Below are 16,963 nucleotides of genomic sequence, written 5' to 3' on the forward strand. Positions count from 1 at the left end.
ACACCCTGTTTAGGAGCGGGCTTGCCAGCGATGGCGATCTTCAGGACGCCATCGCCGGCAAGCCAGCGCCTACGAGGGTCGCACGGCTCCCCTCTTGTCCCTAAAACAAGAATAAGGACCGCTCATGTTCGACCTCAGCCAATTCCCCACCGCCGATGCCGTCCGCCGGGCTGCGCAACTCAGCCAAGAGGACTATCAGCGCCTCTATCGCCAATCCATCGACCAGCCGGATACTTTCTGGGCTGAACAGGCCATGGCCTTTCTCGACTGGATAACTCCGTGGCACACCGTCCAGCAGTCGGACATCCACACCGGCGCCGCCCAGTGGTTCGCCGGCGGCACACTGAACGTCAGCTACAACTGTATCGACCGTCACCTGGCGCAACGCGCCGATCAGGCGGCCTTCATCTGGGAAGGCGATGATCCGACAAACGCGTCCAAAATCACCTACCGCCAACTGCACCAAAACGTCTCCCGGCTCGCCAACGTGCTGAAAAGCCGCGGCGTGAAGAAAGGTGACCGGGTGTGCATCTACATGCCGATGATCCCGGAGGCGGCCTACGCCATGCTCGCCTGCACGCGCATTGGTGCAGTGCACTCGGTGGTGTTTGGGGGGTTCTCGCCGGATGCCTTGCGCGACCGCATCCTCGATGCCGACTGCCGCACCGTGATCACCGCCGATGAAGGCGTGCGCGGCGGCAAGCCGGTGGCACTGAAACAGAATGTCGACAAGGCCCTGGCCAGTTGCCCGGACGTCAGTACGGTGCTGGTGGTCGAGCGCACCGGCGCGACTGTGAACTGGAGCGAAGGCCGCGACCTGAAGTATCGGCAATCCCTGGAAGCCGCAAGCGACGACTGCCAACCCGAGCCCATGGACGCCGAAGACCCACTGTTCATCCTCTACACCTCCGGCAGCACCGGCAAGCCCAAGGGCGTGCTGCACACCACCGGCGGCTACCTGCTGCAGGCGGCGATGACCTTCAAGTACGTGCTCGATTACCGCGATGGCGAGGTGTTTTGGTGCACCGCCGATGTCGGCTGGGTCACCGGCCACAGCTATATCGTGTATGGCCCGCTGGCCAATGGCGCCACCTCGCTGATGTTCGAGGGCGTACCGAGTTACCCGGACAGCTCGCGCTTTTGGCAGGTGATCGACAAGCACCAGGTCAACATCTTCTACACGGCGCCCACCGCCCTGCGCGCCTTGATGCGTGAAGGCCATGGCCCCTTGCAGAGCACCTCCCGCGCCAGCCTGCGCCTGCTGGGCAGTGTCGGGGAGCCGATCAACCCGGAGGCGTGGGACTGGTATTTCAACGCGGTCGGCGAACAGCGCTGCCCGATTGTCGATACCTGGTGGCAGACCGAAACCGGCGGCATCATGCTCAGCCCGCTGGTCAGCGCCCGGCGGATCAAGCCGGGTTGTGCGACCCAGCCGATGTTTGGCGTACAGCCCGTGCTGCTGGATGAGCACGGCAAGGTGATCAGCGGCGCCGGCAGCGGCGTGCTGGCGATCAAGGCCAGTTGGCCGGGGCAGATCCGCAGTGTGTATGGCGATCCGCAGCGCATGATCGACACCTACTTCAAACCCTACCCCGGCTACTACTTCACCGGTGACGGCGCCCGGCGCGACGAAGACGGCGACTACTGGATCACCGGGCGCATCGACGATGTGATCAACGTGTCCGGCCACCGTATCGGCACCGCCGAAGTGGAGAGCGCCCTGGTGCTGCATGACCAGGTGGCCGAAGCGGCCGTGGTCGGCTACCCCCATGACGTCAAGGGCCAGGGCATTTATGCGTTCGTCACCCCGATGAATGGCGTCGAGCCCGATGACACATTGAAAAAGCACCTGCTGGAGCTGGTCAGCAAGGAAATTGGCAGCTTTGCCAAGCCGGAACTGATCCAATGGGCGCCCGCATTGCCGAAGACTCGCTCGGGCAAGATCATGCGCAGGATCCTGCGCAAGATCGCCTGTAACGAACTCGACAGCCTCGGTGATACTTCCACCCTGGCCGATCCGAGTGTGGTCGACGGCCTGATCGACAAACGCCTGAACCGATAGGACACCATGGAATTTCTGCGCAGCCGTATCGAAACCCAGTTGATGAGCCTGACGGGCTTGTCACTGGGCCAGCTGGACCTGGAAAACCCCAAGGGCGACCCAGGCCTGTTCGGGCCGGACTCGGTCAGTTGGCAGGTGCATGGCGACTTCAGCAGCATGCTGATCGGCGGCATCAGCGCCTTGATGCTGCAAGCCTTGCACCCGCTGGCCCTGGCGGGCGTGTGGGATCACTCGAACTTCCGCCAGGACATGCTCGGGCGGCTGCGGCGGACTTCGCAGTTCATCTCCGGGACCACCTTCGGCTCGCGCAAGGATGCCGAATGGCTGATCGAAAAAGTCCGCACCATTCACCTGCAGGTGGTCGGCCATGCGCCGGACGGGCGACCTTATGCCGCCAGCGATCCGGAGCTGCTGACCTGGGTGCACGTGGCCGAGGTAAGCAATTTCCTCGCGGCCCACCTGCGCTATCGCAACCCGCACCTGTCGGGCCGGGATCAGGACCGTTACTACAGCGAGATTGCCTTGGTCGCCGAGCGACTGGGCGCGCGGCATGTGCCTCGCTCGCGGCAGGAAGTGGCGGATTACATGGCGCGTATTCGTCCTCAACTGCTGTGCGACGAGCGCAGCCATGAAGTGCTGCGCCTGCTGCTCAATGCGCCTGCGCCCAGCCACCTGGCCAAGCCTTTCGGTGCCTTGATGATGCAGGCCGGCATTGATCTGCTGCCGGACTGGGCAAGCGCCATGCTCGACCAACAGCAGAGCCCGCTGCAGCGCCAGATGATCCGCGCCGGGGTCAAGCGCAGTGCGCCGTTGCTGCGTTGGGCGATGCGCAATGGTTCGGTGCAACGCGCCCATCGGCGGATGGGGTTGATGTAGGCCGTGGCGCATAACTGTTAAACTCCGCGCCCTCATTTCCCCAGCAAGGCGCGCTCCATGTCTTCCTTGAATCAGGCGCTGCGCGCCGCCCTCGATCAACGCCAAGACCTGATCAACGAGCTGCATGCCCAGGGCACCGATTGCTATCGGCTCTTCCATGGCAGCCAGGAAGGCGCCGGCGGCCTGACCGTCGACCGCTACGGCCCGCAACTGCTGGTGCAGAGCTTCCATCAGAGCCTGGAAACCAGCGACCTGCTGGCGTTGCATCAACAGATCAACCAGCACTTGGGCCTGGAACTGCTGCTGGTGTACAACGACCGCTCCCGTGGCAACTCGCGAATCGACCGCGAAGACACGGTGTACCGCGCCGAACCCGCTGCGCTGGAAGACATGATCGGCCACGAGTGGGGTCTCAATTACCGCGTGCGCGGGCGGCATGCCGGGCAGGACCCGTTGCTGTTCCTCGACCTGCGCAACACCCGTGGCTGGGTCAAGGCGCACAGCGCGGGCAAAAGCGTGCTGAACCTGTTTGCCTACACCTGTGGCGTCGGTTTGAGTGCCGCAGCCGGCGGTGCCCGCGAGGTGTGCAACCTGGACTTCGCCGAAGGCAATCTGGCGGTCGGCCGTGAGAACGGCCTGCTCAACCCGCAATTGCCGACCATGGAGTTTGTGCAGTCAGATTATTTCCCAGCGATTCGCCAGTTGGCCGGCTTGCCGATTACCCAACGTCGTGGGCAGAAGCTGCCGAGTTACCCGCGCCTGGAGCCACGTCAATATGACCTGGTATTGCTCGACCCACCGGCCTGGGCCAAGAGCGCATTCGGCACTGTCGACCTGCTGCGCGACTACCAGAGCCTGCTCAAGCCGGCGCTGCTCGCCACCGCCGACAACGGCGTGCTGATCTGCTGCAACAACCTCGCAAAAGTCAGCATGGACGACTGGCGCGACCAGGTGCTGCGCTGCGCCGAGAAAGCCGGGCGGCCGGTACGCGACTGGCAGATCATGACACCTGGCGCGGACTTTCCCTCGCAAGACCAACAGCCGCCGTTGAAGACCCTGATCCTGCAGCTGTAGTACTTTTCCCAAGAAGCCGCGTACTTCGGAACCGAAATCCCGTGCCATACTCCAAGGCACTCTTGTTCGACATAGATGGCGTCACCCATGCCCAAAGGATTGATTCGCGCCGCTGGCGCCCTGTTGACCGCCCTTGCCCTGTACAGCTTGCTGGGCTTTCTGATTCTGCCGGGCATCGCCCTTCGCATTGCCAACCAACAACTGGCCCATTACGCCACGGTGCCGGCCCGGATCGAGCGCATCGAGCTCAACCCGTTCAGCCTGGAAGTGACGGCATGGGGCCTGAAAATCGGCGAGCCGGGCAAGGAGCAAGTGGGTTTCGAGCGTCTCTACGCCAACCTGCAGATCGACAGCCTGTGGACTCGCGCGCTGCACCTGGCCGATGTGCAATTGGACAAGCCCAAGACCGAGCTGCTGTTCGACAAGTCCGGCCAGTTGAACCTGGCACAGCTGTTCAAGCTGCCGCCCAGCGAGCCTAGCCCGGCCGATCCCAATGCCAAGCCGTTTCCATTGCGTATCGACAGCATCAAGCTGGCGGGCGGCTATGTGCACTTTCAGGACCTGCGCCCCAGCGAACCTATCGAATTTCTCTACGACACGCTCGACTTCGAACTGAAGAACCTCAGCACCTTGCCCGAAGACAACGCCGACATGACCTTGGTGGCCGCCGGCCCTGAAGGCGGGCGGATCGACTGGAAAGGCAATTTCAGCTTGGTGCCGATCATTTCCGAAGGGACCCTGAAGGTTACCGACGGCAAGATGAAAGCCTGGTGGCCTTATGTACGCGACGCCTTGCCACTGGTGCTCGAAGACGGCGTACTCAACTTCAGTACCGACTACCGATTCAGCCTGGCCAAAGAGACCGAGCTGAACCTGACCAACACCGCAGCGAGCGTCGCGCCGTTTGCCATCAACGCGCCGGATGGTCGCCCGCTGGTGCGCCTGGAGCGCCTGGACGTCAGTGAGACCACGGTTGACCTGGCCAAGCAGCAGGTCGTCATCGGCAAGATTCGCAGCAACAAACTGGAAACCTGGGCCGCCCGTGAAGCCGACGGCCAACTGGACTGGCAGAAACTGTTCGCCAGCCAACCGAGCAAACCGGCCAAGGCGCCGGAACCTGCCACAGCACCGGCCACCGCCGACTCGCCAAAACCCGAACCCGCCGCGCCGAGCAAACCCTGGCAAGTGCTGCTCAAGGATGTGCAGTTGCGCAACTATCAAGTGCACCTGGCCGACCGCCAGGCCAAACCCGCCGTCGCGCTTGAACTGGGCCCGTTGAACGTCGACATGCAGAACTTCGACAGCCTCAACCAGAGCCCCTTCACCTTGAAGGTCGACTCCGGCCTGGGCAAGCAGGGCAAGATCCAGGCAACCGGCGAGGTCAACCTCAACCCGATCAGCGCCAAGCTGAAAGTGAATACCCAGGACATCGACCTTCGGGTGGCGCAGTCCTATATCAGCCCGTTTATTCGCCTGGAACTGCGTAGCGGCATGCTCGGCAGCAATCTGGACGTCAACCTCAAGAGCGCCGATCCGCTGAAGCTCCAGGTAACGGGCCGGGCGCAAGTCGACCAGTTGCACACCCTCGACACCCTGAAGACCCGCGACTTCGTGAAGTGGCAGCGCCTGGTGCTGGAAGGCGTGAACTACCAGCACGGTGAGAGCCTGTCGATTGACAAGGTCAACCTGCTGCAACCGTATGCACGGTTCATGATCAACGATGACCGCACCACCAACGTGGATGACCTGCTGATTCCACAGCCGGCCAACAGTGGCGCCAAGTCAGCAGCAAAACCGGCCAGCAAAGACAAACCCCTGGGCATTCATGTCGGGCAAATCGCGATCAACGACGGCTCGGCCAACTTCGCCGACTTCAGCCTCACGCCCAACTTCGCCACGGCGATTCAACAACTCAACGGGCAGATCGGCACCATCGACAGCCGCCAGGCCAAACCGGCCAGCGTCGACATCAAGGGCAAGGTCGACCGTTACGCTCCCGTCACCATCAAAGGCAGCGTAAACCCGTTTGATCCGATGGCGGCGCTGGATATCGCCACCAGCTTCAAACGTGTCGAGCTGACCACCCTGACGCCTTACTCGGGCAAGTTCGCCGGCTTCCGTATCCGCAAGGGCCGTCTCAATCTCGACTTGCACTACGTGATCACCAAAGGCCAACTGAAGGCCGAAAACAAGGTGGTGGTCGAGCAACTGCAGTTGGGTGAGAAAGTCGACAGCGCCGATGCCGTGGACCTGCCGATTCGCCTGGCCATCGCGTTGCTCAAGGACAGCGACGGCAAGATCTCGATCGAACTGCCGGTCACCGGCGACTTGAACAACCCGCAATTCAGCGTGATGCCGATCGTCTGGCAGACCCTGCGAAACCTGGTGGTACGTGCGGCGACAGCGCCGTTCAAATTCATCGGCGGGTTGATCACCGGGGGAGGCTCGGAGGACCTGGGTAATGTGTCCTTCGCCGCCGGCTCCAGCGAATTGAGCAAGGACGCCGAAGGTGCACTGAATACACTGGCCAAGGCACTCAAGGAACGCCCTACCCTGCGCCTGGAAATCGAAGGCACGGCCGCGGCCAGCAGCGACGGCCCGTTCCTTGCCTCCCAGCGCCTGGAGCGTGAATACCAATACAACTACTACAAGATGCTCCAGCGCCGCGGCGACAAGGTCCCGGCCCAGGCATCGCTGTTGGTGGTTCCGGAAAGCGAGAAGGCCCCGCTGTTGGAAGGCATCTACCGCACGCGCCTGAAGCAGCAGCCGCCAGCCGAGTGGAAAGACATCAGCCGCGACGACCGCACGGCCAAGTTGAAAGACGGTGTAATCAAGTTCTGGAGCAGCAGTGATGTGCTGCTGCGCCAGCTCGGCCAGGATCGCGCCAGTACCATCAAGGATTACCTGGTGGATAAAGGGCAGTTGGAAGATGACCGGGTGTACTTCATCGATGCCAACCTGGGCCAGGCCGAGAAGGATGGCCGGGTGGTGACGCCAATGCACCTGGATGCCGAGTAGCCTGCGAAGGCGGTGCGTCAGTCACTATGGGCTGACACACCGAATTCGCGGGCAAGCCCGCTCCCACATCTGACCGCTTTCGCACTAAGATTTTATTTCGACCCAGAATAGAACAGGCCCCGACACGAATGCCGGGGCCTGTAATGACCACATCCTTGTGGCCGGTCGCATGAACTCGTGAGGTGCATTGAGTGGATATCTAGCTCACTCGTTGCCGCCTTCGCCTAGTTCAGACGAATGGGTAAGCGTTACTCTGCTTTCAGGCCATCGGCCGATACAGCTTTAACGCCTTTGATTTTCTTGGTGATGTTCACCGCGGTAGTTTTCTGCGCTTCAGTCACAGCGACCGAAGAGGACAGGGAAACTACACCCTTATTGGTTTCGACTTTGATGTCGGTACCAGGAATGCCTTTCTCGGTTACCAGGTCAGCTTTCACTTTGGTGGTGATCCAAGTGTCCGAGGTGGACTCTTTGGCACCTGCAGCTGCGCTTTTGGTTTTGTCGACGTTGTCTGCCTTGGTAGCGCCGCCAGCCAACAGGCCATCAGCAGAAACTGCAGTTACGCCTTTGATTTTCTTGGTGATCGCTACAGCGGTCGCTTTTTGCGAATCCGAAATGGCTACGGTCGACGAGAGGGAAACCACACCTTTGTTGGTTTCAACCTTGATGTCCGAACCAGGAATGCCTTTTTCGGTCAGCAGATCAGACTTAACTTTGGTGGTGATCCAAGTATCCGAAACGCTTTCTTTTGCCTTGGTGGCTTCACCCGCCGCCATGGTCATTGGAGCTTGGGAAGTCTGGGCAAAGGCCACGTTAGCACCCATGGCCAGGGTCAGAGCGGTAGCAGTAGCGAGAGCGAACTTCTTCATACGAGTAACTCCTGTTTTATTAAAAGTCTGCAGTGTGTGAACCTTGATGCTGCAGCGTTAACAGGGATATTGCAGACAGTGTGCCAAGTCTCGACATCCAAATAAATCCTTATAAAACAATACGTTAAGAAAACACGCTTTTTTCGGAATCGTGCAACTTGCATGAACCTGACCGATGCTGCATGCAAGTTGCGGTTTTTTCGATTTACTAAGCGCCTGATTTACCGGCATTTTCTCATGGACATAAAAAAAGGACCCCGAAGGGTCCCTTTTTCAGCTTACAGCCTGCGGGTATTTAAACGCCCGAAGCCTTGGCTGCTGCTACGTCCTTGATGGACAGCTTGATACGGCCGCGGTTGTCCACGTCCAGTACCAGCACTTCCACTTCCTGGCCTTCTTTCAGGATGTCAGTCACTTTCTCGACGCGAGCATCGCTCAGCATGGAGATGTGAACCAGACCGTCCTTGCCAGGCAGGATGTTGACGAATGCGCCGAAGTCGACGATACGCTCAACCTTGCCGACGTAGATCTTGCCGATCTCGGCTTCAGCGGTGATGCCCAGAACGCGCTGACGTGCTGCTTCAGCCGCTTCCTTGGTTTCGCCGAAGATCTTGATCGAGCCATCGTCTTCGATGTCGATCGAAGCCTTGGTCTCTTCGCAGATCGCACGGATGGTCGCGCCGCCTTTACCGATGACATCACGGATTTTGTCGGTGTCGATTTTCATCGCGATCATGGTCGGAGCATTTTCCGACAGCTCGGTACGCGACTGACCAATGATCTGGTTCATCTGGCCGAGGATGTTCAGGCGCGCTTCCAGGGCTTGGCCCAGAGCGATTTCCATGATTTCTTCGGTGATGCCCTTGATCTTGATGTCCATCTGCAGCGCGGTCACACCTTTAGCGGTACCGGCTACTTTGAAGTCCATGTCGCCCAGGTGGTCTTCGTCACCCAGGATGTCGGTCAGGATGGCGAACTTCTCGCCTTCTTTAACCAGGCCCATGGCGATACCGGCAACCGGTGCCTTCATCGGCACACCAGCGTCCATCAGTGCCAGGGAAGCACCGCACACGGAAGCCATCGAGCTGGAACCGTTGGACTCGGTGATTTCCGAGACAACACGGATGGTGTACGGGAACACGTCAGCCGCCGGCAGCATGGCCTGGACCGAACGACGGGCCAGACGGCCGTGACCGATTTCGCGACGACCAGCGCCACCCATGCGACCACACTCGCCCACCGAGAACGGAGGGAAGTTGTAGTGCAGCATGAACGGGTCTTTTTTCTCGCCTTCCAGGGTGTCCAGCAGCTGTGCGTCACGGGCAGTACCCAGAGTCGCGACTACCAGGGCCTGGGTTTCACCACGGGTGAACAGGGCCGAACCGTGAGTCTTCGGCAGAACGCCGACTTCGATATTCAGCGGACGCACGGTGCGAGTGTCGCGACCGTCGATACGTGGCTTGCCGTTTACGATGTTTTCGCGAACGGTGCGGTATTCGATTTCACCGAATGCAGCTTTGACGTCGCTGGCGGAAGGCTGGCCTTCTTCGCCGGACAGCTTGGCCACAACCTGATCCTTCAGCTCGCCCAGGCGAGCGTAACGGTCGGCCTTGACGGTGATGGTGTAGGCGTCGGAGATAGCTGCGCCGAACTCGGAGCGGATAGCACCCAGCAGTTCGGTGGCTTCCGGGGCAGCAGCCCAGGTCCAGGTTGGCTTGGCAGCTTCGGCAGCCAGCTCGGTGACAGCCTTGATGACAGCCTGGAATTCGTCGTGGGCGAACAGCACGGCGCCCAGCATCTGGTCTTCGGTCAGCTCTTTGGCTTCCGATTCAACCATCAGAACGGCTTCCGAGGTACCGGCAACGACCATGTCCAGGCTCGATGCTTTCAGTTGCTCGTAAGTCGGGTTCAGCAGGTAACCGGTGCTCTCGTGGAAAGCAACGCGAGCTGCGCCGATCGGACCATCGAAAGGAATGCCGGAGATGGCCAGGGCAGCCGAAGTACCGATCATCGCAGCGATGTCCGGATCGGTTTTCTTGCTGGTGGAAACGACGGTGCAGACAACCTGCACTTCGTTCATGAAGCCTTCTGGGAACAGCGGACGGATCGGACGGTCGATCAGTCGGGAAGTCAGGGTTTCTTTCTCGGAAGGACGGCCTTCGCGCTTGAAGAAACCGCCAGGGATCTTACCGGCAGCGTAAGTCTTTTCCTGGTAGTGAACGGACAGAGGGAAGAAGCCCTTGCTCGGGTCAGCGGTCTTCGCGCCGACTACGGTCACCAGTACGGTGACGTCATCGTCAACGGTGACCAGCACTGCGCCGGAGGCTTGACGGGCGATACGGCCTGTCTCGAGGGTAACGGTCGACTGACCGAACTGGAATTTTTTGATAACCGGGTTCACGGTGTCCTACCTTCTTTGTGGCTCTTGGGGAACTTGTCTTCTTGCGAAATTCTTGGGCAATGCCGGGAGTCGGCCCGACCGCTGTCCAGGGTAAAACGTGTGTCCAGATAAAACTTGAGGCTGGGAGCCTGCCATGGGCCAGCGGGAATCCCACTGACACACGACAGACAACCAACCTCTAGCGCAATCGCTTATTAGCGACGCAGACCCAGGCGACCGATCAGAGCCTGATAACGACCCAGATCCTTGCCTTTCAGGTAGTCCAGCAGCTTACGGCGCTGGTTTACCATGCGGATCAGACCACGACGGGAGTGGTGATCTTTACCGTTGGCCTTGAAGTGACCTTGCAGCTTGTTGATGTTGTGGGTCAGCAGTGCAACTTGCACTTCTGGCGAACCAGTGTCACCAACAGCTTGCTGATAGTCAGCTACGATTTGTGCTTTTTCTTGAACGTCGAGAGCCATGAGGCAATCCTTTTTTCAGGAAACCACCCAAAGGGCAGTCTCAACAGGCCAGGGACAAATCCCTGTATCTAAAAATGAGTAGTGACCGTGCCTGTTAACAGCCACCCTCGTACCAGTTTGCGTAAAATCTACTGCGCTTTTACCACAAACTGGTTTCGGTCATTCTGACCGAATCAATCGACGCGGCGCGATGCGCCCGTCTTCGCTCACTTCACCGATACCGATAAAGCGACCGTTATGATCCTGTACCCGCACCATGCCGAACTTCGGGGCATCCGGGGCACGTACCGGCTGGCCGTTGAGCCAGTAGAACGCGCTGTGCTCCGAGAAGTGCAGCAATGGCCAATCCAGCAAACCGCTGTCCGATGGCATCAGGAAGCGATCCACCGCTTCATTGCCGCCTTCGGCGTGAACCGCTTCCAACTCTTCCAGCGTCACCGTCTGGGCCAGGCTGAAAGGTCCGGCCTGGGTACGTCGCAGCTCTGCAACGTACGCGCCGCAACCGAGCTTTTCACCGATATCTTCCACCAGGGTACGGATATAGGTGCCTTTGCTGCAGTCCACGGCCAGGCGCGCAGTGTCACCTTCACAGGCGAGCAATTCCAAGCGCGCAATAGTAACAGAACGCGGTTCGCGCTCCACTACTTCGCCCGCACGTGCCAGCTTGTAAAGAGGCTGCCCATCGCGCTTGAGAGCCGAGTACATCGGCGGTATCTGACTGATTTCTCCACGAAAAGCGGGTAAAGCAGCCTCGATATCAGCACGACCAACGGTCACGTCGCGAACCTGCAGAACATCACCTTCGGCGTCAGCCGTGGTAGTGGTCTTGCCCAGTTGCATCAGGGTTTCATAACCCTTGTCGGAATCGAGCAGGTATTGCGAGAACTTGGTGGCCTCGCCAAAGCACAACGGTAATACACCGGTGGCCAGGGGATCGAGGCTGCCCGTATGCCCGGCCTTCTCGGCATTGAGCAGCCAGCGAACCTTCTGCAACGCAGCATTGGAGGTAAAGCCAATGGGCTTGTCGAGCAGAATGATGCCGCTGACATTGCGACGAATACGTTTGACCTGAGCCACCGCTTACTCCTTGGCGTCTTCAGGTGTGGACGGGTGCTGGCTGTCTTCAGCCACGGCGCGCTCGATGAGTGCCGACAGGTGCGCACCACGCACGACGCTTTCGTCGTAGTGGAAATGCAACTGGGGCACGCTGCGCAGCTTCATCTCACGGGCCAACTGCATGCGCAGGAAACCTGCAGCCGAGTTGAGCACCTTGATGCTTTGCGCGATTTCTTCGCTGCTGTCCTGGCCCATCACGGTGATGAAAATCTTCGCGTGACCAACGTCACGGCTCACTTCAACGGCGGTGATGGTGACCAGGCCAACGCGCGGATCTTTGACTTCGCGACGGATCAGTTGGGCCAGCTCACGCTGCATCTGATCGCCGATACGCTGGGTACGGCTGTATTCTTTTGCCATGTCTTGTTACCTGTTACTGCCACACGGTGAAACCCGTGGGGTCTGAAAGCGGCAAACGCCCGGCCTGACAAAAGCCAGACCGGGCGTTGCGTTTAGAGTCCGGACACTGCGTGGGGCATCTGCATGCCCACACGCCGTGTGGCTCCTGAAGTGCGCGAGTTAGAGGCTGCGAGCAACCTGAACCTTCTCGAAGACTTCGATCTTGTCGCCAACCTTGACGTCGTTGTAGCTCTTGACGCCGATACCGCATTCCATGCCGGCACGTACTTCAGAAGCGTCATCCTTGAAGCGGCGCAGGGATTCCAGCTCGCCTTCGAAGATAACGATGTCTTCACGCAGTACGCGGATTGGACGGTTACGGTACACGGTGCCTTCGACAACCATGCAGCCGGCGATCGCGCCGAATTTCGGCGAGCGGAACACGTCACGTACTTCGGCGATACCCAGGATGTTCTCCCGGACGTCACTGCCAAGCATGCCGGTAAGGGCCTTCTTGACGTCTTCGATGATGTCGTAGATGACGTTGTAGTAACGCATGTCCAGGCCTTCCTGCTCGACGATCTTGCGAGCGCCAGCATCGGCACGCACGTTGAAGCCGAACAGTACAGCGTTGGAAGCCAGTGCCAGGTTGGCGTCGGATTCGGTGATACCACCGACACCGCCACCGACAACGCGCACTTGCACTTCGTCGTTACCCAGGCCGTTCAGGGCGCCGTTCAACGCTTCGAGGGAACCACGGACGTCAGATTTGAGGACGATGTTAAGCGTCTTCTTCTCTTCCTGGCCCATGTTCTCGAAGATGTTTTCCAGCTTGCCAGCGTGAGCACGGGCCAGTTTGACTTCGCGGAACTTGCCTTGACGGAACAGAGCCACTTCACGGGCTTTCTTCTCGTCGGCAACCACGCTCATCTCGTCGCCAGCGTCCGGCGTACCGTCCAGGCCGAGGATCTCGACCGGGATAGCTGGACCTGCTTCCTTGATTGGCTTGCCGTTCTCGTCGAGCATGGCACGTACACGGCCGTAGTTCGAACCGACCAGCACCATGTCGCCTTGGCGCAGGGTACCGTCTTGAACCAGGACGGTCGCCACCGGGCCACGGCCCTTGTCGAGGCGGGACTCAACCACGACACCACGGCCAGGAGCCGATGGGGTAGCAGTCAGTTCCAGAACTTCGGCTTGCAGCAGAACGGCTTCGAGCAGTTCGTCAACGCCGGTACCCATCTTCGCAGAGACCGGTACGAACGGAGTGTCACCACCCCACTCTTCGGAAGTCACGCCATGAACCGACAGTTCGCTACGGATGCGATCGAGATCAGCGCCCGGCTTGTCGATCTTGTTCACGGCAACCACCAGCGGCACGCCAGCCGCTTTCGCGTGCTGAACAGCTTCGATGGTTTGTGGCATCACGCCGTCGTCCGCTGCAACCACCAGGATCACGATGTCGGTCGCCTTGGCACCACGAGCACGCATTGCGGTAAACGCGGCGTGACCCGGGGTGTCGAGGAACGTCACCATGCCACGGTCGGTTTCAACGTGGTAAGCGCCGATGTGCTGGGTAATGCCGCCGGCTTCGCCTGCAGCTACCTTGGCACGACGGATGTAGTCGAGCAGGGATGTCTTACCGTGGTCAACGTGGCCCATTACGGTCACGACCGGCGCACGGGAAACAGCCTCGCCTTCAAACTTCAGGGACTCGGCCAGGGAATCTTCCAGGGCGGTGTCGCTGACCAGGGTCACTTTGTGGCCCAGCTCTTCAGCAACCAGTTGGGCAGTTTCCTGATCCAGTACCTGGTTGATGGTGGCCGGAGTACCCAGCTTGAACATGAACTTGATGATTTCAGCAGCCTTGACCGACATCTGCTGGGCCAGATCGCCCACAGTGATGGTCTCGCCGATCTTCACTTCACGCACGACAGGGCCGGTTGGGCTCTGGAAACCGTGGGCGTTGCGTTTTTTCAGCTTGGCCTTGCCGCGACCACCACGACGGAAGCCATCGCTTTCTTCGTCGGTAGTACGTGGGGCAACGCGTGGAGCAGGCGCTTTCTCTTTGACCGACGCACGATGCGGAGCGTTTTTGCGCTCGCCATCACCGCCACCACCACGACGATTGTTATCGTCGGCACGTGGCTTGTCTGGACGACGCGGTTCGTCGCGCTTGCGGGCGTCAGCTGCAGGAGCAGGTGCGGCGGCAACCGGAGCGGCCTCACGCACAGCTTCTACCGGCGCGCTTGGCGCGGCGACTGCTTCAGTGGCAGCAGGTTGCGCAGCAGCAGGCTGGCGACGCGCTTCTTCTTCGGCGCGACGCTTGGCTTCTTCTTCAGCCTTCTGACGAGCAGCATTTTCTACTGCGCGACGTTCTTCCAGTTCGCGTTTGCGCTCGGCTTCGATTTCTTCCGGGCTGCGCTGTACGAAGACTTTCTTCTTGCGTACTTCAACGCTGATGCTCTTGCTACCAGCAACACGCAGTGTGCTGGTGGTTTTGCGCTGCAATGTAATCTTGCGCGGTTCTTCCACTTTCGCCTTGTGGCTGCTCTTCAAGTGAGTCAGCAAAGACTGCTTCTCACTATCGCTCACACCTTCATCGGCGGCGGTGTGCGGCAGACCTGCCTCACGCATCTGCTGCAACAGGCGCTCTACCGGTGTTTTGACCTCATCGGCCAGTTGTTTCACCGTGACTTGCGTCATGCACTTCTCTCCTCAGGCCGCGCCTAATTACTCGAACCAATGGGCTCGGGCGGCCATGATCAACTTGCCGGCACGATCATCGTCAATGCCGTCGATGTCGAGCAGATCGTCAATAGACTGCTCGGCCAGGTCTTCGCGGGTAATTACGCCGCGCACCGCCAGTTCCATCGCCAAATCCTTGTCCATACCCTCAAGCGAGAGCAGGTCTTCGGCCGGATGGGCGTCTGCCAGCTTTTCCTCAGTAGCGATGGCTTTAGTCAACAAACGATCCTTGGCCCGAGCGCGAAGCTCGTTGACGGTGTCTTCGTCAAAGCCGTCGATGTTGAGCATTTCTTCCAACGGTACGTAGGCAATCTCTTCCAGGCTGGTGAAGCCTTCATCTACCAGCACCTGCGCCAGGTCTTCGTCGACTTCCAGCTCGTCGATGAAGTTGCGCAGGATGTCACCGGTTTCAGCTTGCTGCTTAGCCTGGATGTCCGATTCGGTCATCACGTTCAGGGTCCAGCCGGTCAGTTGGCTGGCCAGACGCACGTTCTGACCACCACGACCAATGGCCTGAGCCAGATTGTCTGCGCCAACGGCGATGTCCATTGCATGGGCATCTTCGTCAACGATAATTGCCGCCACTTCAGCCGGCGACATGGCGTTGATCACGAACTGCGCCGGGTTATCGTCCCACAGGACGATGTCCACACGCTCACCGCCCAATTCGCCCGACACTGCCTGGACGCGCGAACCGCGCATACCAATGCAAGCGCCTTGCGGGTCGATGCGTTTGTCCTTGGAGCGAACCGCGATCTTGGCGCGTGAACCCGGGTCGCGGGACGCAGCCATGACTTCGATCAGGCCTTCGGCAATTTCCGGCACTTCAATACGGAACAGCTCGATCAGCATTTCCGGCGCGGTACGCGACAGGATCAACTGAGGGCCGCGGTTCTCGGTGCGGATTTCCTTGAGCAGCGCACGCAAACGCACGCCAACACGGAAAGTTTCGCGAGAGATAATGTCTTCGCGGGCCAGCAACGCTTCGGCGTTGTTGCCCAGGTCGACGATCACGTTGTCGCGGGTAACTTTTTTCACGGTGCCGGAGATGATTTCACCCAGGCGCTCGCGATAAGCGTCAACGACTTGAGCGCGCTCGGCTTCGCGAACCTTCTGCACAATGACCTGCTTGGCGGTCTGTGCAGCAATACGGCCGAATTCGATCGATTCGATCTTTTCTTCGACGACATCACCGACCTTGGCGCCAGGGTGCGTTTCAGCAACCTTGCTTGGCCAGGTTTCGATGGCCGGATCATCAAGATCGGCTTCTTCGACGACCGTCCAGCGACGGAAAGTCTCATAGGCACCGGTGTGGCGGTTGATTTCCACACGCAGATCAACTTCGTCTTCAAAACGCTTTTTGGTTGCAGTGGCCAGGGCCAGCTCCAGCGCTTCAAAAATCACGTTTGCCGGTACGCCCTTTTCATTGGATACCGACTCAACAACCAGCAGTACTTCTTTGCTCATCGTACGCCTCGCCTTTCGCAAGCCATTGGATCCGCGGGATCCGCGTCTCAGTCAAAACTGGGAATAATGTTGGCCTTGTCGATCATATCGATCGGCAACAGGAACTCATGGTCTTCTACCTGCACCACGACATCCTGTTCTTCTACACCGCGCAGAAGGCCCTGAAAGTTGCGACGCCCTTCGAACGGGGATCGCAGCTTGATCTTCACTTGTTCACCGGCAAATTTTGCAAACTGATCAATAGTGAACAGTGGGCGTTCCATGCCTGGCGAGGAAACTTCGAGGGTGTATTCAACGGAGATCGGATCTTCAACATCCAGGACACCGCTGATCTGACGGCTGACAATGGCACAATCGTCCACCAGCACGCCGCCCTCTTTATCGATATAAACGCGCAACATTGAGTGGCGACCTTGAGCCGAAAACTCAATACCCCAGCATTCATAGCCTAGGGCCACGACCACCGGGGCCAACAAGGCCTGCAACTCTTCTAGCTTGCTCGACACCTGAACCCCCTCGTGCATGTATG

General features: G+C 59.5%; 12 protein-coding genes. 4 read left to right on the forward strand and 8 right to left on the reverse strand.

The features are described 5' to 3' along the window. Positions 1-124: 124 nt before the first annotated feature. The 4 genes from acs (at position 125) to AC07OJ_RS29140 (ending at position 7,030) form a co-directional block, all read left to right on the forward strand. Positions 125-2,062, forward strand: a complete 1,938-nt coding sequence (gene acs / locus AC07OJ_RS29125; protein WP_495095699.1) for an acetate--CoA ligase — start codon at positions 125-127, stop codon at positions 2,060-2,062. 6 nt (positions 2,063-2,068) lie between these two features. Further along, positions 2,069-2,938 carry an oxygenase MpaB family protein gene (locus AC07OJ_RS29130; protein WP_106802607.1) on the forward strand — a complete coding sequence of 290 codons (870 nt, stop codon included), beginning with the start codon at positions 2,069-2,071 and terminating at the stop codon, positions 2,936-2,938. 57 nt (positions 2,939-2,995) lie between these two features. Then, the gene (locus tag AC07OJ_RS29135; protein ID WP_065910276.1) at positions 2,996-4,012 is read left to right on the forward strand and encodes a class I SAM-dependent rRNA methyltransferase; all 1,017 of its coding nucleotides are present in this window, start codon (positions 2,996-2,998) and stop codon (positions 4,010-4,012) included. A gap of 87 nt (positions 4,013-4,099) precedes the next feature. Further along, positions 4,100-7,030: a DUF748 domain-containing protein gene (locus AC07OJ_RS29140; RefSeq protein ID WP_495095700.1), complete on the forward strand. Its 2,931-nt coding sequence runs from the start codon at positions 4,100-4,102 to the stop codon at positions 7,028-7,030. Between the two features lie 248 nt (positions 7,031-7,278). On the opposite strand, the gene AC07OJ_RS29145 is transcribed toward AC07OJ_RS29140, so the two are convergent. The 8 genes from AC07OJ_RS29145 to rimP all read right to left on the reverse strand — a co-directional run bounded on the left by AC07OJ_RS29145 (position 7,279) and on the right by rimP (position 16,940). Then, a complete protein-coding gene (locus AC07OJ_RS29145) occupies positions 7,279-7,899 on the reverse strand; it encodes a BON domain-containing protein (protein WP_065910272.1) in 621 nt (206 codons plus the stop codon). Positions 7,900-8,194: 295 nt separating this feature from the next. Then, positions 8,195-10,300 carry a polyribonucleotide nucleotidyltransferase gene (pnp, locus tag AC07OJ_RS29150; RefSeq protein ID WP_017528788.1) on the reverse strand — a complete coding sequence of 702 codons (2,106 nt, stop codon included), beginning with the start codon at positions 10,298-10,300 and terminating at the stop codon, positions 8,195-8,197. Positions 10,301-10,494: 194 nt separating this feature from the next. Further along, positions 10,495-10,764 carry a 30S ribosomal protein S15 gene (rpsO, locus tag AC07OJ_RS29155; protein ID WP_003176135.1) on the reverse strand — a complete coding sequence of 90 codons (270 nt, stop codon included), beginning with the start codon at positions 10,762-10,764 and terminating at the stop codon, positions 10,495-10,497. Positions 10,765-10,923: 159 nt separating this feature from the next. Then, positions 10,924-11,841, reverse strand: coding sequence for a tRNA pseudouridine(55) synthase TruB (gene truB, locus AC07OJ_RS29160; protein WP_034117853.1), 918 nt, complete (start codon positions 11,839-11,841; stop codon positions 10,924-10,926). Between the two features lie 3 nt (positions 11,842-11,844). Next, positions 11,845-12,240 (reverse strand): 30S ribosome-binding factor RbfA, encoded by a 396-nt coding sequence (gene rbfA, locus AC07OJ_RS29165; protein ID WP_016973761.1) that lies wholly within the window; start codon positions 12,238-12,240, stop codon positions 11,845-11,847. Positions 12,241-12,399: 159 nt separating this feature from the next. Beyond that, positions 12,400-14,925, reverse strand: a complete 2,526-nt coding sequence (gene infB / locus AC07OJ_RS29170) for a translation initiation factor IF-2 (protein WP_025857113.1) — start codon at positions 14,923-14,925, stop codon at positions 12,400-12,402. Between the two features lie 27 nt (positions 14,926-14,952). Beyond that, positions 14,953-16,434, reverse strand: coding sequence for a transcription termination factor NusA (gene nusA / locus AC07OJ_RS29175; protein ID WP_008057419.1), 1,482 nt, complete (start codon positions 16,432-16,434; stop codon positions 14,953-14,955). Positions 16,435-16,481: 47 nt separating this feature from the next. Then, positions 16,482-16,940, reverse strand: a complete 459-nt coding sequence (rimP, locus tag AC07OJ_RS29180) for a ribosome maturation factor RimP (RefSeq protein WP_003235029.1) — start codon at positions 16,938-16,940, stop codon at positions 16,482-16,484. Between the last annotated feature and the right edge of the window lie 23 nt (positions 16,941-16,963).

Source organism: Pseudomonas sp. GW821-FHT09C08 (genome assembly GCF_059418125.1).

What these genes read in the sequence shown, in the direction of transcription:
- acs (WP_495095699.1), top strand. Translation starts at nt 125, where the DNA reads ATGTTCGACCTCAGCCAATTCCCCACCGCCGATGCCGTCCGCCGGGCT.
- AC07OJ_RS29130 (WP_106802607.1), top strand. Translation starts at nt 2,069, where the DNA reads ATGGAATTTCTGCGCAGCCGTATCGAAACCCAGTTGATGAGCCTGACG.
- AC07OJ_RS29135 (WP_065910276.1), top strand. Translation starts at nt 2,996, where the DNA reads ATGTCTTCCTTGAATCAGGCGCTGCGCGCCGCCCTCGATCAACGCCAA.
- AC07OJ_RS29140 (WP_495095700.1), top strand. Translation starts at nt 4,100, where the DNA reads ATGCCCAAAGGATTGATTCGCGCCGCTGGCGCCCTGTTGACCGCCCTT.
- AC07OJ_RS29145 (WP_065910272.1), bottom strand. Translation starts at nt 7,899, where the DNA reads ATGAAGAAGTTCGCTCTCGCTACTGCTACCGCTCTGACCCTGGCCATG.
- rpsO (WP_003176135.1), bottom strand. Translation starts at nt 10,764, where the DNA reads ATGGCTCTCGACGTTCAAGAAAAAGCACAAATCGTAGCTGACTATCAG.
- rbfA (WP_016973761.1), bottom strand. Translation starts at nt 12,240, where the DNA reads ATGGCAAAAGAATACAGCCGTACCCAGCGTATCGGCGATCAGATGCAG.
- infB (WP_025857113.1), bottom strand. Translation starts at nt 14,925, where the DNA reads ATGACGCAAGTCACGGTGAAACAACTGGCCGATGAGGTCAAAACACCG.
- nusA (WP_008057419.1), bottom strand. Translation starts at nt 16,434, where the DNA reads ATGAGCAAAGAAGTACTGCTGGTTGTTGAGTCGGTATCCAATGAAAAG.